This is a genomic window from Parcubacteria group bacterium (assembly GCA_041659505.1).
Lineage (GTDB): Bacteria > Patescibacteriota > Minisyncoccia > Moranbacterales > UBA2206 > UBA9630.
The window spans coordinates 571,636-589,680 of sequence record JBAZYF010000001.1 but is presented as its reverse complement, the minus strand read 5'-3'; the positions used below and the strand labels follow the sequence as shown (position 1 = coordinate 589,680).

Genomic DNA, 18,045 nt, shown 5'->3' with positions numbered 1-18,045 from the left:
CTTTTTTTCATTACAACAGTATTATACACTATTTTAGAAATTTGTGTCAAGCAAAAATAATACCGCCGGTTTGTTGACCGGCGGTTTTGGCAGATTGCGGCTCTGATTAGCCTTAACATCTACCCACTTGCTTCAAAGATTTCGCCCAGGAGGTCGTCAGCCACCTCCTTTAATTCAGCGTTATCTTTTTTGAGAAGCGTAATTTCCGCTTCCAACGCGGAAATTGTCTTTTTGAGAATTTTATTTTCCCTTTCGAGACATTGGTATTCGTCTCGAAAATCCCCCGCTTCCCATTCGCGATGGCAAGCAATCTCATCGGCGGTTGGCTTTTTTAAAAGCCTATTGATTCCTGAAACTATAATTTCTACCGCATTATCAGGAAAACCGCCATTACCACTTAAAACTTTTTTCATAGCCGTGCCCTCCCCTTGGATGTTAACAAAACGAACTGTGACTAGAAAAAATAGTCTTTTCTAGTAAAATTGTCAAATTTTCTGGTTTTTGTTCTTTTTAGTCCATAGAAAAGCATTTTTCATCGCTTCGGCGATTCTTCGGGACGTGAAAGTGTCGCCCAAATCAGTTTCCACCTCGACATTAGCAATATCCTCTAAAGTAAACTCATTTTTCTTGAGCAGCACGTCAAAATTAGGCAACAGTTTTTCGGAAATATTTTCCTCCGCCCCAAAAACCACCTCGTCAACAGTTTTTTGGCCATCCTTGAGGATCAGTTTGGTGATTTTATTTTTGATTTCGATAATGATTTGCATAGCTTATTTTTTCTTAATAATTTTAACTGTCCCTCTATCAGCGTCCATCTTCAGCAAGTCACCACTCTTTATTTTTTTCATTGCGCCAAAAAGACCAACGATGCAAGGTATCCCAAGCTCTCTCGCGACAATAGCTGCATGCGAGAGCACGCCTCCACTTTCAGTAATCACACCCGAAACCTTACGCATAAGCGAAACCCAGGCCGGATCAGTTTTTGGACAAACTAAAATATTTCCTTTTTTGATTTTTTCATGAGCACTATTCAGCCAATTATACACTACTGCGACCCCCACAACTTTTCCAGGAGAGGCTGACAACCCCACCAATCCTCTTCTCTCTTTTTTCGGAAAAAGATAATACTTCTTTGGTTTGGAAATAGAATGCCCGATATTTTTGAAAAATATTTCAGAAACTGGCTTTTGAAAACGAGATACTCCTGGATGACTATAGAGAAGCTGCAATATAGAATTTTGCATCAACTCATAAAAATTTGTAAAACTCATTATTCGCCTCATTTCCCTCCTATGCACCGCCTTCACAATTTCTCTATTTTTAGAAATTATCACTGCCAGCTCTTTCATAATCTTCTCTATAAAATCATAAATATCCTTATCTGCACCCATAAAGGCAGCTGTTGATTTTTTCTTTATAATCTCTAGCGTTGGTAATTTTTCCACCGAAACTTGACTCTCCACATTAAAACCGGAAGGCGGACAATCTATCATAATTTCATAAATCCCGTCAGTAAGCCAAGAAGAAAAATTAGCATGCAACAAAATAAGTCCGTATGCAATTTTTTCTTCGTCTGATAGCTTGTGCCAATATGTTTTATAAAATTTTTCCAACTGCCGAAAATTTTTAACCTCCTGAAAAACTCCCTCAACACTTTTCTTCTCATACCTTTTTGGCGAAGATAAAAAAAGATTACTAAAATGCTCCGCATTCAAAGAACCAAGACTGAAAAATACAGTATAAAACATTGGCACGCCAGCCAATTTGGCAGGCATATCAAGAAATGTCCGATAGGGAACTTTTTTTAAAATAGGCAAAGAAACAGAAATTTTTTTTCTCTTGAGCATATTATTTCAATTTATTCCACTCAAAATTCCAAGGATCATCCTTCCTGCCCGGTGCAATCTGATTGTGCCCCAAGACATCACCGATTTTATATTTCCCCTTGAGATCCGCAATAAGCAGTTTCAGCGCGGAATATTGCGCACTGGTCAACTTATCTTTTTTAGTGGTGAGCATCTCCACCCCGATGGAAAACGCGTTCACGCCCGTGCGACCGTCCGGCATCTTGCTCTCTCCCGCATGATAGGCGATATTTTTGTCTTCGACAAGTCGGTACACTTTGCCCTTGCGATCAATCAGATAGTGCGGAGACACGCCATAGCTCTTGTATTCCGCGATTACGCCGCTAACCGAATATGGATCATCACCAATTGCATCATAGGACGAATGAATAATAATCGTGTCGATTTTCCGCTCCGAAGACGCTTGAAATCCGAAAGAAACAAGTCGATTTGCAATGGATAGCTTGGTCACTTTCGGCGCTTCCGCCTCACCACTTGCATCAGCAGTTGATGAATTATCTACGACTTTGGTGTCTTTTCCTTCGCCACGCTGTAGCTCCTCGACCCGCCGTAGCTCTTCAGCGGAGGAGGTTAGCGAAAGCGGGTCCACCTTTTCCGGAATATCAGCATTATTATCTTGATTACTAATATTTTCTTCAACCATCTCTTGCTTTTGCTCCTCACTATTTTGCGCCAGGTTAAGCTCTACTTTTTTATTTTCACCAGCTTTATGAAAATAAAAAAAAGCCCCAATCAAAATGACGCCTAAAGCCACACTTGTTATTATTTGAATTTTGGTTTTTTTGAGCATGTTGTTAGTTTAGCACAACTGCCCTAGAAAAAAAATGAGGGAAGTTGGTTTCAATAAGCCAACTTCCCCTATGTCCACATTTACCATCCTATTTGTAAACATACTCCTATCTTTGCCAATCCATCTCTGTTATTCGAGCATTAATATCATCACTGACCGGAAAATCCCCATCTTCTTCATAATAAAAATCCTTCCACGCCTTTTTCAATAAAGGAACTATGAGAAAACCTACCGCAAGCACAAACAATCCCACCGTAACCGCGCCAATGTTCATAACCGCCTCCTTTATGATTAAAGTTTAAAAAACGATTAGAAATAGCCTATTTCCAAGCTAACATCAATTTTTAAATCTGTAAAATTTTTCCATCATAAAAGAGGGTCTCTGGTTTCCAGAAATCCCCTCATATTTTTTCGTTGCTCGCCCTAGGTTCAGGGCGTTAGTTACCTTTTTTCCAAAACTGCCTGGAGATCTGCAACAAACTGTTGCTGCTCCTTTTCCTCAGAAGCGGAATAGGGTTTGCCTTCGAGTTTCCGATCTTCGATAACCATAAGAAGCATCTTGGCGTTGGCCAAATCATTCTTGAGCTTCTTATTTATATCGATATATGGAGCTTCCGCCTTTCCTTGATGGACAATCTTCGAAACTCTTTCTTGATTGTCTAAACTAACAAGGGAGATGCCATAGCCAATACCAATCAAGAAGACCGCAGCAACAGCAACCCAGCTAAGAATCTTAAATTCTTTTCTCATTTTTCCTCTCCTTTTTCAGTTGTTTTTTTATATTATTTTCTATTTTTCTAATCAAGTAATCATAGCACTTTTTGACTAAAAAGTCAAGTGCTGGATTTTTGGCTTTATGAAGGCATTTTTCGTAGAGACGCCCCGCTGGGGCGTCTTTGATGCTTTGCCCTAATCCACGCCTTAATTACAAACCCATTGGATATCAATTATGGCTCTAGACGTCCCAGCGGGGCGTCTCTACGAACAATATTTTCCCCTTTTTAAAAATCTATGCTATCATCAATCTTGTGGCTAATAAATATTTTTAAAAATCGACTACGCCAACCTCCTCCGCTAAAGCTATGGCGGGTCGAAGAGGCTACGTCGTATCAAAGTAAATGCAAAACATCCAAGACCTGTTTGACACGCTCCAAGTCACAAAAAAAGAGCAAAAAGAAATTCGCAAAGAATACACCGATGCATTGATGAACGCCAATGGTTATGTTGAAGTAACAGATGAACTGAAAAAACTGCGCGAGAAGAAAAAACAAATTGAAGCCATGACCCAAAGCCGAATGGGAGAGCGCTATGCCAAACTGGAAGCGCTCAAGAAAAAAGCCGAAGAACTCGACCAGGAAATCACCGATGTGGCGATGTCGACTCTGATGGAAGGCAAGACTGTCGAGATTAAAGATGAATACGACAACGCCTATGAGCCGGTCTACAAAATTTCTTTCAAGAAAATGTAACTTCACAAGAACCTAGTTTTCTCAAAAAATCGGATTAATCAAATAGTCCGGTTTTTATTTTGACTAAGCAGATTAAACGTGCTAAAACTTTCAATATGGCCACCGGATTTCCCGGCTGTGCCAAAACTAACAGCGTCATCAACGAATGACGCAAAAATAACGGAGGGAGTATGGTCTTGAATATGGTTCCGATAAATATCGAGGATGCCAATCTGGAGATCATGGCCAGAATTGTAAAGGCTGCGTCGCGCAAATACAATTGTGATGTGGAAATTGACTTCAGTAACGGCGTTCGGAAGGTGGTTTTCACAGGAGACGATGAGACGAAGGCCGCTATCGCCGGGGAAGTTCTGGATATGTTTCAATGCAAGGAAGGAGACGCCTGCGCTCTCTGGTAATTTTAAACAGTCAATCGGCCAAACAACACTGGGCTTTCATTGAATAGCAAAGCAATGCTAAACAATGAAAGCCTTTTTTCTTTCCTCATTTTGTTTGACAAAAAAGCCAATTTCACCTAAAATTCAAAGTCGAGTGGCTAACTTAATTTAACTTATTTTTATGAAAAAAATCCTCATTCCTCTCATTTTAGTTCTCGCCCTCATTGCTTTTTGGGGCTATCAAAAATCCAACTCACAAAGCTCTGCTCCCGCGACGCCCGAAGCGACTGCAACACCGGTCGGCGTGCAAACGATTGCCCAGAGCGCCACGCTCAAAAAAACCCTACTCTTCCCCGCGACGGTGATGGGACAAGATGAAGCGAAGATTACCGCCAAATCTGGCGGAACGGTCACAAATATTAACTTTGATTTGGGGAAAAATGTCGCCCAAGGTCAAACGCTCGTGAAAATTGATGACACCGGCAACAATTCTGAGGCAGGAAAAAATAATTTCCAAAGCGCACAAATTCAAGCGTTGGAACAAGCCGTGCGAATTGCCAAAGAATCTTTACAACTGGCTGAAAATAATTACAAAAAAGTTGATAGCTTTGCCAACCGCAGTGCGCGTGACATTGCCAAGAGGCAATATGAAGATGCTCAGATCGCTCTTTCCGGAGCACTAGACGCCCACCTCATTACCGCACCAATTTCCGGCGTCGTTACCTCAAAACAAGTTTCCCTGGGAGACAGTGTTTCCGCGGGAGACGTGCTCACCACGATTAGCAAAACTGGAAAACTAAAAGTGCAGTTTTTTGTTGACCAAGAGCAATTTTTCCATTTTTCCCTTGGTCTTACTGTGAGTCTAACTGATAATGACGGAAAAACTTTTAGCGCAAAAATTACCAACATTTCCTCTCAAGCAGACCCTGCGACAAAAAAGTTTCTAATCGAAGCAGCGCCGTTGGAAAAAAATACTTTGCTTAGCGGAACGATTATTAATGTTTCTCTGAACATCACAGAGCAACCTCAAAAAACAGACGCAATCCTGCTTCCCCTCTCTTCGATTACTGTCGGACAAAATGAAAGCTATCTTTTTATCGCCTCCAATGGCAAAGCCAAAAAAATCAATCTAACCATTGATCACATCACTGGTGAGATTGCTGAGGTTAAGTTAGATTTGCCAAAAGATACACAGATTATTGTTTCAGGAAATAAGTCGCTCAAAGATGGGGATGCGGTGGAGGTGAAACTTTAAATCCACCTCACCCTTTTACCTTCAAATCGTTGAAGGTAAAATCTCCTTAGTAAGGAGAGGGGACAAAATACGAAAGAATGCCCTTCTCCTTACCAAGGAGAAGGTGGCCGAAGGCCGGATGAGGTGGATTACGCAGGAACGAGCTTGCCTGCCTATCAGCCAGCAGGCAAACCCACTCCGGCAAGATATTTGTATATTCGTACATTCGTATAAATTCGTAATTCGTAGAGAACATCATATGTCCGACCAAACCCCTAAACACAAATCATCCGACCAACGCTACCTAGATCAGTTGGAATTTAAGCCGTCCTTGCGCAAAACTTGGCTCAATTTTTTTGTGGTCAATTTTCGCGTGGTAGTTCTCCTTATTGTCCTTCTCACCGGCTGGGGTATTTTTTCCTACAATAAACTACCTCGTGAATCTAACCCGGAAGTCAAAGTTCCCTTTGCAATGATCTCCACCACCTATCCTGGAGCCTCCCCGACTGATGTGGAAGAGTTGGTGACCAAAAAAATCGAGACCGGAATTTCCGGCGTGAAAGGCATCAAAAAAATCACTTCCAGTTCCTCCAATTCTTTTTCGGCCATTTCCGTTGAATTTGACACGAGCGAAAATCAAGATGATGCCATCAGACGTTTGCGTGATAAGCTCACGTCTATCAAAGACTTGCCAACGGATGCCAATGACCCGGAACTCAACGAAATTTCTTTTGATGACACGCCAATCCTCTCCCTCTCGCTCACTGGACCCTATGACGGGTTCACCTTGCGTCGCTACGGCGATGACATCAAAGACGAATTGGAAAAATTGCCGGGTGTGCGCGAAGTGCAAGTTTCCGGTGGAGACGAGCGGGAATTTTCCATCGCCTATGACCCGCAAAAATTGTCCGGCTATGGGCTTTCAGCGACACAGGCCAATCAAGCGGTCGCCGCGTCAAATGTCGCTTTTCCGGGCGGAAATTTTGAAGGCAACGAATTTAGCTATCCCATTCGCACCGATAATCGTTTTTTTGATGCCGAAAAGCTTGGCGATATTCCCGTTTTCCATGGCGACAACAATGCTATTGTTTACCTCAAAGACATTGCAACCGTGGAAGAAAGAGCGATCAAACGCACCGTCTATTCGCGTTTTTCCATTGCGGGCTCCGAGCCGAAAGAAGCGGTCAATATTGATATTATCAAAAAAACTGGCGGATCAATTATTGACACTGTTGCGAGCGCAAGAGAAGTCATTGACGCGAAAATCAAAACTTTTGCACCGGGCGTGCAATATGCCGCTACGACTGATTTTTCCAAACTAATTCAAAAAGATTTCACCCAACTGACCCACGACTTTTTGATCACTTTGGTTTTGGTTTTTGTCACACTCTTTCTCATCGTCGGACTCAAAGAAGCGATTGTGGCGGGGCTCGCCATTCCTTTGGTTTTCTTTGCCACTTTTGGCGTGATGAATCTCACGGGAATTTCGCTTAATTTTCTTTCCATTTTTTCTCTCATCTTGGCGCTCGGACTTTTGGTTGATGATGCGATTGTGGTTGTGAGCGCGACAAAGCAATATTTGAAAACCGGAAAATTCACCCCAGAAGAAGCCGTGCTTTTGGTGCTGAGTGACTTCAAAGTTGTGCTCACCTCAACAACACTGGCCACCACCTGGGCCTTTTTGCCCCTGCTTTTTGCCACCGGAATCATCGGTTCTTTCATCAAATCCATTCCGATCACTGTTTCTGTGACACTGATTGCGTCTCTCCTTATCGCTCTCATGATCAACCACCCTCTCGCGGCCGTGCTTGAGCGCATTCGTCTCACTAAAAAAGCTTTTTGGATCTATTTCACGCTCCTCTGCGCTCTCGCTGCCTTTCTTTTTTGGCAAAAAAATGTCTATACGATTATTATTGGCGCGATTTTTGTTGTCATTCTCTTTTTCCTCGGCAGATGGTACGCGCGCGATGGGCGAAAAAAGTTGGCTGAAAACCAAAAACTGATGGACCGCGAATGGCAAAGCGATGAAGCGATCAAGGAAAAGTTGCGTTGTCAGGGAACTTGCGAAAATGAAAATTTTTTCTCTCGCCTCATCCATGGCATCGTTCATTTTGACGCGGTCATTCCGATCTATGAAAGATATCTGCGTGTCTTTGTCTCCACCAAAAAACGCCGTTTGACTTTGATTTTTGTCACGCTCGCTCTTTTTCTTTTCGCCATTGCGCTTCCCATTACTGGTATTGTGAAAACAGAATTTTTCCCCGCTTCCAACGAAGACAATATCTATCTCACTTTTGAAGCGCCCATCGGACTAAATCTTGCTGAAACGAACAAACTTGCTGTGCAAATGGAGGAAAAACTTTTGAAATATGGCGAGATTGATAATTTTTCCACCGTGATCGGTCGCCCGGGCATCTCGCCTGACGGCACAGGCGGTGGAGTTTCCGGTAGCGTCTCACACTTAGGTGGAATTGTACTTGCCCTCAAAGACAAAGACGCGAGAAAAATCACTTCCTATGACTTGGCTAAAAAAATCCGCGAGGATATGAATTCAATTACCGGAGTCACCATCAAGGTTGAGTCCCCTGGTGGCGGGCCACCAGCTGGCAGTGCTTTTGAAGCGAGAATCATCGGGGATGATCTGCAAGTGCTCGACAAAATTTCTGGCGATCTGCGCCCAATACTCGCAAACATTCCCGGCGTTGTGGACATTGACACCTCACTCAAATCCGCTCCAGCTGAATATACTTTCATGCTCGATAGCGCAAAAATGGAACTCTATGACCTCAATGCCTCCATGATTGGTTCCACAATCCGCATGGCCATTTCCGGAACAAAAATCAGCACCGTTATTCGTGATACCAAAGAAATTGATGTCAACGCCAGTTTCTCGGAAGATAAATTGCCTGATCTCGCGGCAGTCCAAAATATGGAAATCACCAACCTCAAAGGTCAACCGGTCTTTTTGAAGGACGTCGCCAAAATTGAACTCAAGCCCTCCGTGGGAACCATCACACACATTGACCAGAAAAAAGCCGTGCTCCTCTCGGCTGGCGTGGAAGGCAAAACCATTCCCGCCTCGGTCGTGAGCGAATTTCAAAAAAGAGTCGCCAGCGACTATGTCCTGCCAGACGGTTACTCAATCGTCTATGGCGGTGAAAACGAACAAAACGCCGAGTCCGTCACGTCAATCATTAACGCGATGGTCATCGCCATGGCGCTCATTCTCTCCACCCTCATCATTCAATTCAACTCATTCAAGCAATCTATGATCGTGCTAGTCACCCTCCCGCTCGCCCTCATCGGCGTGTTCATCGGCATGGCCATTTTCCAAATCACTTTGAGTTTCCCCGGTCTCATTGGAATTCTCGCGCTGTTTGGCATCGTAGTAAAAAACGCCATCATTCTCATTGACAAGATCAACTTGAACATCAAAAGCGACATTCCCTTTTTCGAGTCCGTCGTTGATGCCGGCAAATCCAGAATCGAAGCGATCTTCATCACTTCGATCTGCACAATCTTTGGCATCATCCCCATCACCCTCTCCAACGAAACCTGGCGAGCCCTGGGCAGCACAATTGTCTTTGGACTTATCCTTTCCTCATTCCTCACGCTTTTTATTGTTCCGGCGTTGTATTTGAGTTTGGTGAAAGAGAAGAAGATGTTTTAATTTTTTGGGATATTATTTTTACCCAACGTAAAAGGCCATGGTTTCCCCTGGCCTTTCGTTGTGCTTGTTAAATTTAACAGTTATTAACAACGTAATGGTTTATTCCTCAACTCATAATACAATTGGGTTGAGGTTTTTTGGCAAAATTGACAGATGTCCGCGTAGCCGTGCTGGTCAGAAATAATTTTTTCAAAAAGATGTTTTCTCAGCGTTTCTCGTCTGTGCCAAACTTGCCGAACATCCTCATGAACATACCCGATACGCAGAGATCTCAAAATCGGACAATCGCAATTTGGATACCAACTCCCATCTGCTCCAAAATGAACAGGGGAATAATCAGATCCGGCCAGAAAATTGCATAGCCCTTTGTCGGGAAAGCCAAGATCATCAAGCTTCATTGCCCTTCCTCTTTTAGCGAGAAATTTTGGCTTAATCTTTATTTCCAGCTCTCCAAATTTCGTAAGAAAGCGCAATGTTCTCATATGGATCGAACGCATATCCACGGTACTGTGAAATAATTCCGTTTTGGGAATCGATCTTATGCTCAAACTTTCTCCATTACATTCCAATTCAGTTGAGGCAGGGGTTAAAAATCCATCGTGACGCCTCCAGAGGGTTGGGGAGCAATCAAGGTATGATAAGTGTTTTGCGTCACTGCTGACACCCTCTCCCAGATTACAATCATAGATTTCTTCCCAGGAAGCTTGCGGATCAATCTCTCTGACCCATCTTATAAAATAATGATAGATTAGCCAAATTAATTTATAACTAGTAAGCAATGTCCGCTGCCGAGGCTGGCAAATCATGATTCCGACTTTTTTTACCCCATTTTTAAAAAGAAGCTCTAGGGTCCTTATTAGCCTTTTTGGAAAACGCTTTTCGAATAGATTGAAGCTTAAATTGAAATAAAGCCGAGAAGCATACTCGCGGGAGAGAATTTCAAGAAGACGATCTTTTTCCTTAGGAGCTTTTGAGTCGATTCCAGACGTAACAAGATTTCCTGAATTTTTTTGATTTTGTCCAAAAATGATATCAAATATTTCAACAATATCCGGATTGAGTAGTATTTCACCATTACCAGCAAGGTGCAACTCTGAATCGACATCATCGCTAGATCGTTCTTGCTCGCTTTTAATCTCGCTGGCCAATAGTTCGGCATTTTTTGGGGAAAAGTAACATCCATTTTCCATATTAGCATTATCTAAACAATGAGCACAGCCACGATTGCAAAGACTTGAAAAACTTCCCGTCATTACCCAAAGAATTTTTTTCCTTTGGCTTACATTTTCCTTGTCCATTTCCACCTCCAATTTTGCCTAAATTTATGTATAGTACCCGCATCATCTCTAGGGCAGTATAAATGTAAAGAACGACAGATGATTGATTATGATTGCATATTTTAGGAAAAAAGTCAACAACGTCCACCAAGGGGTAGCCTCTAAATCAATCACAAAAGCAATTACGCCACTCTCAATTCCTCATAGCCAAAATCTTCGCCCAAAAATTTCTCTCACCGGTCAAAGTCTTGTTCCGCTAGATTTTGTCTTGACCACGCGTGTATAATTTATACATATATTATACACATTCTATACATATCCCCATTTACCTAGGCACGTAAAAAAGAGCCATGTTTTACGACTTGGCTCGAAGTCGATTTGTGGTTAAAGAACTATTTTTCCACCTCCTTTTCCAGCACCCCATAGATGGAATACGGATCTACTTCAATATTGCAACCTGCTATTACCTGTAGCAACCGACTTTCAGGGTCGCTACTTGATGCTATCATTGTCGCTTCAGAGTCTCTTTTCCTTGCAACCTTGATTGCCTCAAGAGTCGTTCCGTCCGGGAGATTATAATCCCAGACGAAAATGTCAAATTTTTCTTTGGCCATAGCTTCGACTTCCGCCAAGGACATAGCCACTTTTACCTCGCAGCCAGCTTCCCTACAAATTGCCACAAGGTTATCGACTGTCATCCAGTGATCTTCGACTACCAAGACTCTTTTCATTTTTCCTCCTCCCCTCTGCTAAAAAATTTTATTATGTCTTCCTTTTCACCAAGCTCTGAAAGAATTTTCACGAAAATTTTTAAATCGTCTTTCCCCCATTCAAATTCCCCACACATAGGAACACTACAGCCACCTCTTACCATAGGTACTATTGGGTGTTTTTTGAGAAACTCTGCCAGTTCCTTCCCTATCGAAGAACAACTACATTCCTCAATAACCACCACGCTTACCTCGGTCAGAGGAAATCCTTCCAACTCATCAGAGCCAGAGAGTATAATTGTTTCATACCCCAATCTTTCGATAAGTCCAGCTATTCTTTTCACATTATAAGCTGCATAAGATCCACTAAAGAATAATACTCTTTTCATAAAATCTCCTTGCTCCATTTCTACCCCGCCGATTCAGGCGGCAAACTTTTTCAGCCAGCAGAAAGCAAAATATATTGTTTTCTGCTCCACTCCTTAATACATCAGATATTATTGCTATCTGACATCATCCAAAACCATTTTTGGAGAGAGTGTTAGCTGAATATTAATTTTTTAAATAACTGAGTTATCTAAGGATTTAGATAAACTCTAGGAAAAACAGAAGCTTTTTCTGTTTTCCACTAGAATTTACGGCTCGATCACGGCTTCAGTCTGGTCAGCTCTGCGGTGGATCTCTCTGCGGTATTCAAATGAGTAGTATTTTTCTTTCTCTTTCTCCGCTTCTGCTTTGGAAGGAAAGTGCCAGAGGTTACTGAGATATCGTCTGGTTTTTTCTGACATCATTGGAGCGTTTCCTACAACCATTCCATTATTCAAGATCATTTTCATAGTTTTTGGCTTAATGTTTAGTTTGTTAAGATTTAGCTGGCTTTCTTTTTCCCTGTTTTATCTTAACAGCGTAGTATACCATTTTTTGGGCAACTAGTCCATAGTTACGGACTATTGTCAAATTTTAGACAAACCTAACCAAGCTTTATTTGGCTTATCTATTGCTTTTTTTGACAGCATATGCTATAATGATATTGTCGTCACTTTTGATGACAGTATCCGCTATAACACCACATTTTATGCATTTAGACGAACTCAAAAAAACCGGCCTTTCTGAAAATGAGGCCAAAGTCTACCTGGCGGCTCTCGAATTGGGCGAAACGAGCGTCTACCGCTTGGCCAAAAAGTCCCTAGTTAAGCGCACAACCACCTATCTGGCCGTCGAGTCCTTGAAAGAAAAAGGCCTCATGAACAGCTACGTGCGAAACGGCGTGGCCATTTGTTTCGCTCAAAACCCCAAAAAACTCGCAGAAATGCTGGAGGAAAAACAAAAAGCCCTCGACAAAGTCATGCCGGAGCTTTTGGCTTTCACCAATTTGATCGATAAGAAGCCTAAAATTCAATTTTTTGAAGGCCGCGAAGCCTATCGTGAAGTTTTCAAAGATGTTCTCAAACACCCTGGAAGCGAGATGCTGGGCACGCTCAACGAGAAATTCCTCGACTTTGACCACTATTTCATGAGCCATTTCATTCCCAAGCGTAAAGAAAAGAAGATTTGGGCTCGGATTCTTTTTCCCAGTAGTCCGGAACTGCGCACTGTCTCCCAAGATGAAAATGAATATTTCTTCCAAAGCCGAATTGTCCCATCAGATAAATTCAAGATCGAAATCGAGATGGTCATTTATGGGGGAAATAAGATCGGGATGGTTTCCTACGACGAAGAGATCGCCATCATCATCGAAAGCCAAAAGATTTACGATACTCAAAAAGGTTTTTTTGAGGTGATTTGGGAAGCATCTTTAGCAAAAATCCCGACATAGGCTTTTATCTGTCCGTCACCACTGACAGCAAATGCCAACGAACGCATACACCCATCATCGACGTCAAAATTCATCGGACGCATACCTTTCCGACAAACAGGAATCGTTCCTCCCGGAAGCATTATTGGCAACAAATACTTTTCCTTTTTTATGACTGCCTTAAATTTAATTATTTCTGGCACTGCTTTTATTGCTCTGATTCTGGAATATTTTGAATTAGTCTTTCTCAGTTCCTTCGCCACTTCCTGAGCAGAATCCAAAAGAGAACCAGTTGACCAAGCCTTGGGAATTCCACCTGCACCTTTCCAAATACCGACCTCGGATAAATAGACATAACCGATAAACCACTCAACCCCATCATAAGCCTTAAGTCTTTTTTTATATTCAACAGCAATGAACTGATCAATTTCTGTTTCTTTCATTTTTAGTATGGCTTTTTTACTTATCTCCAGATTTTTTAAAAAAGTCACTTTCTCCGGTTTGATGATGTGCTTTTTTATTTCATCTTTGCGCATCTTTTTTGATGTAAATCTTTGCGAAAGAACGAAACATCTTTTAACTTCAAGCCGGCTGACTTTTTTTAATAATTCCATATTAGTTAGATAAAGTTATTTAAATACTCACTAGCACTATTCCACCAGCCAAGTAATAATTGAGAATAACTCACAAAAACAACCGCGCCACTTTCAGCTTGTCGTATCAAAACTCTTGCATGCAAAGAAAAGCCAAAAAAAACTAAACTTCACTAATAACATCAAATCCCTTAAAGCTTCCCGTGATTGCTAGCCCGATTATTTTGCCCTTGCAAATTTTCTTTTCTCTAATTTTGCCTGCCACTTCATTCAGTGTTGCTCCGGAACCGACCGCATCATCAATAAGCAAAATATTATTATAGTTGGTAACGCCTTCCACAATAAACGTCTTTTTTGCATTCTCTATACGATCAGGCAACTTTGTGAGTGTTTTTTGGGCAACGGCTATTTCTGTTTTTATCTTGGAAATAGCCAACATCCTTAGCGGAAGCTTCAAATTTCGCTGCAGCTCCTTCATAAATTGCACTTCACGTTTCACAGTCGGAGGAATATAGCCGACACCATCAATCCGAAATTTTTTAACTAAATATTCCACTTTTTCCTTCACTTCACTAGAAATTTCTCTGATCAACTTTTTGTTCTGACTCTGTTTGGCATGCAAAAGCAACTGCCCCAGTTTTGTTTTTCCAAATCGTTCAATGCTATAGAAATCAACATAGAATAGCTCGTCAAGATGCATTTCAGGAAAAGTATTTTTTATTTTCTTCCTGCCATCGATTAATCCCTTTTCTGTTTTGAATTTATTATATTTTTCCATCAAATTATAATAATCCTGCGCCATTCTTGCCACATCTTGATTGGTTTTTTGGCACCAAGCCACAAAACCAGCCCAACCCTCTTTTCTCTCTCCGATAGGAGTGATATTAAGATAGTGATCGTTAATAAATTTTTTAACTTTTTCACCAACAACAACTCCGTCCATAGCAAGTTTAAAAACTACGGTTTTTTCTGCAGCAATGCGATAAAAAACTTTTGGCGACTTACCTATTTTGCAAATTTCATTTCTTTCGAGTAGCGTTTTTAGTTGCTTTCGCACGCCACGATCAGTAATTTCCAAATAATCAGCCAGCTCTTTACCACTAGCCTGGCTGTTTTTGGCGATATATTCAATTATTTTCTCAGAAGTAGTTTTGTCCATATTTTTTGCCTACAATTATTAGTTCCTAGTTCCTAGTATACTAGGAACTATCCCCAAGTCAACCCCCGCCCAAAATTCACAAAAACAACCGCGCCACTCTTAGTTCATCATAATTGAAATCATCCCCCAAAATTTCCCGCACCGGCGAAAGCATCATTCCACCGGATTTTTCGAAGGCGGATTTTATTTTTTGAAATCTTTCCTCAGGCAAACGCAGATGCTTCAAAGTTAATTCTTCGCCTCCGGCTTTCAGTTTTTCAATGTGATCAATAATCGTCCCCTGCGATAATTTGCGCGCGCTGGCGATTTTTTCAATCGCCAATCCTGCGTCCAATAATTTTTTGGTTTCGAAGTATGTCGATCCTGCACCCCCATAGAGACGAGGCACCGCCTCGTCTTTTCGTTGTTTAATTCCTAGACGAGGCAATGCCTCGTCTCTACTAATCAAATTATGCACCTTCACATATTCCCGAATAATCGGCATAAATTTCTCCCCGTATTGCGCAAGCTTCATCGCCCCAACGCCACTGATTTGCAAAAAGCTTTCTTTTGTTTGTGGGAAATAGTAGGCCATTTCTTGGAGCGCTACATCGCTGAAAATGACAAACGGAGGAACGCCTTTTTGGTCAGCCAGATTCTTTCGTAAAATTCTAAGCTCTTCAAACAGTCCCGTGTCATATTCCAGCGCGCCTTTCTTCCTTTGTGCCTCCGGTTCTTTTTCAAACTGCGGTGAGGGCAAAATAATGGTCTCACGATTATTCAAAAACTTCTTGCCAAGATTGGTGAGATAGAGCGTCGGATATTCTCCATCATGTTTCGCAATGAATCCTTTCACAAGTAGCAGTGAAATAAAATAGCGCAACTCTTCTTCGCTCGCGTCTTTGGCAATTCCAAAAACGGAAAGCTTATCATGTCCCAGCTCCAGAATTTTTTTCAACCGCGCTCCGCGCAGAACACTGATGATGTGCCGACCGCCAAAGCGTTCACCGGTGCGCACAATCGTAGAAAGAATTTTTTGCGTGATAATTGTCGCGTCCACTTCCTCTTTCGGAGTGAGGCACACATCACATCCTCCGCAATTTTCCACCACTTGTTTTTCACTGAAATATTGCAACAAATATTCTCGCCGGCACGTCCGCAGTTCTGCATATTCCACCACTTGCGCCAACTTTTTCTGACCGCTCGCTCGCTCAGCTTCATCTTGGATCTCACGCAGAAAAAAATTATGCTTCATTGTATCGCCAAAAGAATAGAACAGCACGCACTCACTAGGCAAACCATCCCGCCCGGCACGTCCGGTTTCTTGATAGTAACCTTCGATCGATTTAGGCAAAGTGTAGTGGACAATGAGACGCACATCCGGTTTGTCGATGCCCATTCCAAACGCAATCGTTGCCACAATAATTTGCACTTCATCGCGCACAAATTTTTCTTGCGTCATTCTTCTTTTTTCATTTTCCAAACCCGCATGATAGGCCGCCGCCTTAAATCCTTCAAGCTTTAAATTCGCCGCAATACTTTCCGTATCTTTTCGCGAAAAACAATAGATAATCACCGATCGATCCTGATATTTTTTAAGCAAATTTACCAAATTTAAAAAAGCATTCTTTTTCGGTCGCACGACATAACTCAAGTTGGGACGATTGAAACTGGAAATAAAAACGCGCGCTTCTTGCATTTCCAGTTGCCGCACGATATCCTCGCGCACCCTGTCTGTCGCCGTCGCCGTGAGCGCCATCACCGGTACAACTGGAAAAAGCTTTCGCAGTTTTGCGAGATTGCGATAATCGGGACGAAAATCATGTCCCCATTCGGAGATACAATGCGCTTCATCAATCGCAATCAAACTTATTTTTAAAGTTTTGAGAAAAGCTTGAAAATAATCCAAAGCCAATCGCTCCGGCGCCACATAGAGAATTTTCAGCTCACCCGTGCGCGCCTTGTTTTCAATCTTAGAAATTTCCGAAAGTTCCAGCGTGCTGTTAATGAACTCCGCCACAATTCCATTCGCTCGCAGGGCGTCTACCTGGTCTTTCATGAGCGCAATGAGCGGAGAGATGACCAGCGTGATGCCAGGAAATTTGAGCGCCGGCAGCTGATAGCACAGCGACTTCCCGCCTCCAGTCGGCATCAAAACAAACGCATTATTTTTTTCCAAAACATGCGAAATGATCTCCGCCTGCAGCGGTCTAAATTCGTCATAGCCAAAATATTTTTTGAGGGTTTGGTGCATAGAATTTAAAATTCGTCAGTTTTTTTAGTCTGTACTTATCTGTACAGTTTACTAATCAATCCCCTTCCAGCACATCCTAAAGATCATGCGCATCGCTGATGAAATTGGTTCTGATTCCATAATCACTGCCATTTTGTCTTTCACGGAAAACAAAGCCAAGCGGTTAGCATAGATATTAATTTCGATTTTAAAAGGATACTCTTCTTCGCTTACCACTTTCACTCTTCGTAATTGTTCGCTCGCATTAACAATAAAACTTTTTGCATCTTTGTCTTCAGGCATAATCAGTGTTTGGATAATTTTTTTGCGTTGTCTTCTGGCAATATATTTTTCCACTTCTTTTAGGCTAAACATCTTTAAAACTTCCCCGGAAGCGAAGCCTACAACTTCAATATTAGAATAATTCAGCGAATCTTCATAGGCTTCAAGAATTCCTTCTTTTCCCTCATAAAACCACACTTTCGGTTTAATGCTGCTAACATTGTTCATCGCTGTAAGCTGGGGCATTATTTGCTCAAGCAGGGCTTCTTTTCTTCTGATCAAATCTTTTAGCTCCTTTGGTTCCAATGCAAGATAGCGTTTTCTTTTTTCCTTTTTCATTACTTTCACATAACCAGCTCGCACCATCTCGTCCAAGTTTTCATAGACGGTCGTCCTTTTTATGCCGGTTTTGCGCGCTATTTCAATAATAGTCGTCGCGCCAAGCGAAAGACAAGCCAAATAAAGCTTAGCTTGTTTTTCTTCCATTCCTATTTTTTTCAACGTTTCTAGCATAATTTTAGGCTATTTTAACTATATGTCGCTTTTTCCGATGATATTTTAAGCTTATCAGCTTTTTTATTTTATGTCAATTTTGGCTTTTATTGGCCATTG

General features: G+C 41.8%; 19 protein-coding genes. 5 read left to right on the top strand and 14 right to left on the bottom strand.

Annotation, left to right across the window (positions count from 1 at the left end):
* Positions 1 to 119 precede the first annotated feature (119 nt).
* From WC848_02725 to WC848_02700, 6 genes are all read right to left on the bottom strand, one after another.
* A complete protein-coding gene (locus tag WC848_02725) occupies positions 120 to 413 on the bottom strand; it encodes a hypothetical protein (protein ID MFA5961568.1) in 294 nt (97 codons plus the stop codon).
* Between the two features lie 72 nt (positions 414 to 485).
* Entirely contained in the window at positions 486 to 767 is a 282-nt protein-coding gene (locus WC848_02720; protein MFA5961567.1) for a hypothetical protein, read from the bottom strand.
* A 3-nt stretch (positions 768 to 770) separates the two neighbouring features.
* Positions 771 to 1,847, bottom strand: coding sequence for a PEP-utilizing enzyme (locus tag WC848_02715; GenBank protein MFA5961566.1), 1,077 nt, complete (start codon positions 1,845 to 1,847; stop codon positions 771 to 773).
* A 1-nt stretch (position 1,848) separates the two neighbouring features.
* Positions 1,849 to 2,655 (bottom strand): N-acetylmuramoyl-L-alanine amidase, encoded by an 807-nt coding sequence (locus WC848_02710; protein MFA5961565.1) that lies wholly within the window; start codon positions 2,653 to 2,655, stop codon positions 1,849 to 1,851.
* A 106-nt stretch (positions 2,656 to 2,761) separates the two neighbouring features.
* Complete coding sequence (locus WC848_02705; GenBank protein MFA5961564.1) at positions 2,762 to 2,929, bottom strand: hypothetical protein; 168 nt, start codon at positions 2,927 to 2,929, stop codon at positions 2,762 to 2,764.
* A gap of 167 nt (positions 2,930 to 3,096) precedes the next feature.
* Positions 3,097 to 3,405, bottom strand: a complete 309-nt coding sequence (locus tag WC848_02700) for a hypothetical protein (protein ID MFA5961563.1) — start codon at positions 3,403 to 3,405, stop codon at positions 3,097 to 3,099.
* A gap of 368 nt (positions 3,406 to 3,773) precedes the next feature.
* Between WC848_02700 and WC848_02695 the strand changes: the two genes are divergently transcribed.
* The 4 genes from WC848_02695 (at position 3,774) to WC848_02680 (ending at position 9,405) form a co-directional block, all read left to right on the top strand.
* The gene (locus tag WC848_02695) at positions 3,774 to 4,124 is read left to right on the top strand and encodes a hypothetical protein (GenBank protein MFA5961562.1); all 351 of its coding nucleotides are present in this window, start codon (positions 3,774 to 3,776) and stop codon (positions 4,122 to 4,124) included.
* Positions 4,125 to 4,345: 221 nt separating this feature from the next.
* A complete protein-coding gene (locus WC848_02690) occupies positions 4,346 to 4,522 on the top strand; it encodes a hypothetical protein (GenBank protein ID MFA5961561.1) in 177 nt (58 codons plus the stop codon).
* Positions 4,523 to 4,682: 160 nt separating this feature from the next.
* Positions 4,683 to 5,756, top strand: coding sequence for an efflux RND transporter periplasmic adaptor subunit (locus WC848_02685; GenBank protein ID MFA5961560.1), 1,074 nt, complete (start codon positions 4,683 to 4,685; stop codon positions 5,754 to 5,756).
* 238 nt (positions 5,757 to 5,994) lie between these two features.
* The gene (locus WC848_02680; protein ID MFA5961559.1) at positions 5,995 to 9,405 is read left to right on the top strand and encodes an efflux RND transporter permease subunit; all 3,411 of its coding nucleotides are present in this window, start codon (positions 5,995 to 5,997) and stop codon (positions 9,403 to 9,405) included.
* Between the two features lie 83 nt (positions 9,406 to 9,488).
* On the opposite strand, the gene WC848_02675 is transcribed toward WC848_02680, so the two are convergent.
* The 4 genes from WC848_02675 to WC848_02660 all read right to left on the bottom strand — a co-directional run bounded on the left by WC848_02675 (position 9,489) and on the right by WC848_02660 (position 12,228).
* A complete protein-coding gene (locus tag WC848_02675; protein ID MFA5961558.1) occupies positions 9,489 to 10,703 on the bottom strand; it encodes a radical SAM protein in 1,215 nt (404 codons plus the stop codon).
* A 371-nt stretch (positions 10,704 to 11,074) separates the two neighbouring features.
* Positions 11,075 to 11,413 (bottom strand): response regulator, encoded by a 339-nt coding sequence (locus WC848_02670; protein ID MFA5961557.1) that lies wholly within the window; start codon positions 11,411 to 11,413, stop codon positions 11,075 to 11,077.
* Positions 11,410 to 11,781: a hypothetical protein gene (locus tag WC848_02665; GenBank protein ID MFA5961556.1), complete on the bottom strand. Its 372-nt coding sequence runs from the start codon at positions 11,779 to 11,781 to the stop codon at positions 11,410 to 11,412. The genes WC848_02670 and WC848_02665 overlap by 4 nt, the downstream gene beginning before the upstream one ends.
* Positions 11,782 to 12,027: 246 nt before the next feature.
* On the bottom strand, positions 12,028 to 12,228 hold the full coding sequence (locus tag WC848_02660; GenBank protein MFA5961555.1) for a hypothetical protein: 201 nt from the start codon (positions 12,226 to 12,228) through the stop codon (positions 12,028 to 12,030).
* A gap of 239 nt (positions 12,229 to 12,467) precedes the next feature.
* Here WC848_02660 and WC848_02655 point away from each other — a divergent pair, with 239 nt between their 5' ends.
* Positions 12,468 to 13,208: a helix-turn-helix domain-containing protein gene (locus WC848_02655; protein MFA5961554.1), complete on the top strand. Its 741-nt coding sequence runs from the start codon at positions 12,468 to 12,470 to the stop codon at positions 13,206 to 13,208.
* Here WC848_02655 and WC848_02650 read toward each other — a convergent pair.
* The 4 genes from WC848_02650 to WC848_02635 form a co-directional block, all read right to left on the bottom strand.
* The gene (locus WC848_02650) at positions 13,151 to 13,801 is read right to left on the bottom strand and encodes a hypothetical protein (protein MFA5961553.1); all 651 of its coding nucleotides are present in this window, start codon (positions 13,799 to 13,801) and stop codon (positions 13,151 to 13,153) included. The two genes, WC848_02655 and WC848_02650, sit on opposite strands and share 58 nt — an antisense overlap.
* Before the next feature lie 142 nt (positions 13,802 to 13,943).
* Positions 13,944 to 14,939, bottom strand: a complete 996-nt coding sequence (locus tag WC848_02645; GenBank protein ID MFA5961552.1) for an HTH domain-containing protein — start codon at positions 14,937 to 14,939, stop codon at positions 13,944 to 13,946.
* Positions 14,940 to 15,015: 76 nt separating this feature from the next.
* Positions 15,016 to 17,172, bottom strand: coding sequence for a DNA helicase RecQ (gene recQ / locus WC848_02640; protein ID MFA5961551.1), 2,157 nt, complete (start codon positions 17,170 to 17,172; stop codon positions 15,016 to 15,018).
* Positions 17,173 to 17,223: 51 nt separating this feature from the next.
* The gene (locus WC848_02635) at positions 17,224 to 17,946 is read right to left on the bottom strand and encodes a helix-turn-helix domain-containing protein (GenBank protein ID MFA5961550.1); all 723 of its coding nucleotides are present in this window, start codon (positions 17,944 to 17,946) and stop codon (positions 17,224 to 17,226) included.
* Between the last annotated feature and the right edge of the window lie 99 nt (positions 17,947 to 18,045).

Excerpts from the sequence above, each read along its gene's own strand:
- WC848_02715 (MFA5961566.1), bottom strand. The coding sequence starts at position 1,847 with ATGCTCAAGAGAAAAAAAATTTCTGTTTCTTTGCCTATTTTAAAAAAA.
- WC848_02705 (MFA5961564.1), bottom strand. The coding sequence starts at position 2,929 with ATGAACATTGGCGCGGTTACGGTGGGATTGTTTGTGCTTGCGGTAGGT.
- WC848_02685 (MFA5961560.1), top strand. The coding sequence starts at position 4,683 with ATGAAAAAAATCCTCATTCCTCTCATTTTAGTTCTCGCCCTCATTGCT.
- WC848_02670 (MFA5961557.1), bottom strand. The coding sequence starts at position 11,413 with ATGAAAAGAGTCTTGGTAGTCGAAGATCACTGGATGACAGTCGATAAC.
- WC848_02660 (MFA5961555.1), bottom strand. The coding sequence starts at position 12,228 with ATGAAAATGATCTTGAATAATGGAATGGTTGTAGGAAACGCTCCAATG.
- WC848_02700 (MFA5961563.1), bottom strand. The coding sequence starts at position 3,405 with ATGAGAAAAGAATTTAAGATTCTTAGCTGGGTTGCTGTTGCTGCGGTC.
- WC848_02665 (MFA5961556.1), bottom strand. The coding sequence starts at position 11,781 with ATGAAAAGAGTATTATTCTTTAGTGGATCTTATGCAGCTTATAATGTG.
- WC848_02675 (MFA5961558.1), bottom strand. The coding sequence starts at position 10,703 with ATGGACAAGGAAAATGTAAGCCAAAGGAAAAAAATTCTTTGGGTAATG.
- WC848_02695 (MFA5961562.1), top strand. The coding sequence starts at position 3,774 with ATGCAAAACATCCAAGACCTGTTTGACACGCTCCAAGTCACAAAAAAA.
- WC848_02655 (MFA5961554.1), top strand. The coding sequence starts at position 12,468 with ATGCATTTAGACGAACTCAAAAAAACCGGCCTTTCTGAAAATGAGGCC.
- WC848_02725 (MFA5961568.1), bottom strand. The coding sequence starts at position 413 with ATGAAAAAAGTTTTAAGTGGTAATGGCGGTTTTCCTGATAATGCGGTA.
- WC848_02690 (MFA5961561.1), top strand. The coding sequence starts at position 4,346 with ATGGCCAGAATTGTAAAGGCTGCGTCGCGCAAATACAATTGTGATGTG.
- WC848_02720 (MFA5961567.1), bottom strand. The coding sequence starts at position 767 with ATGCAAATCATTATCGAAATCAAAAATAAAATCACCAAACTGATCCTC.
- WC848_02635 (MFA5961550.1), bottom strand. The coding sequence starts at position 17,946 with ATGCTAGAAACGTTGAAAAAAATAGGAATGGAAGAAAAACAAGCTAAG.
- recQ (MFA5961551.1), bottom strand. The coding sequence starts at position 17,172 with ATGCACCAAACCCTCAAAAAATATTTTGGCTATGACGAATTTAGACCG.
- WC848_02680 (MFA5961559.1), top strand. The coding sequence starts at position 5,995 with ATGTCCGACCAAACCCCTAAACACAAATCATCCGACCAACGCTACCTA.
- WC848_02650 (MFA5961553.1), bottom strand. The coding sequence starts at position 13,801 with ATGGAATTATTAAAAAAAGTCAGCCGGCTTGAAGTTAAAAGATGTTTC.
- WC848_02645 (MFA5961552.1), bottom strand. The coding sequence starts at position 14,939 with ATGGACAAAACTACTTCTGAGAAAATAATTGAATATATCGCCAAAAAC.
- WC848_02710 (MFA5961565.1), bottom strand. The coding sequence starts at position 2,655 with ATGCTCAAAAAAACCAAAATTCAAATAATAACAAGTGTGGCTTTAGGC.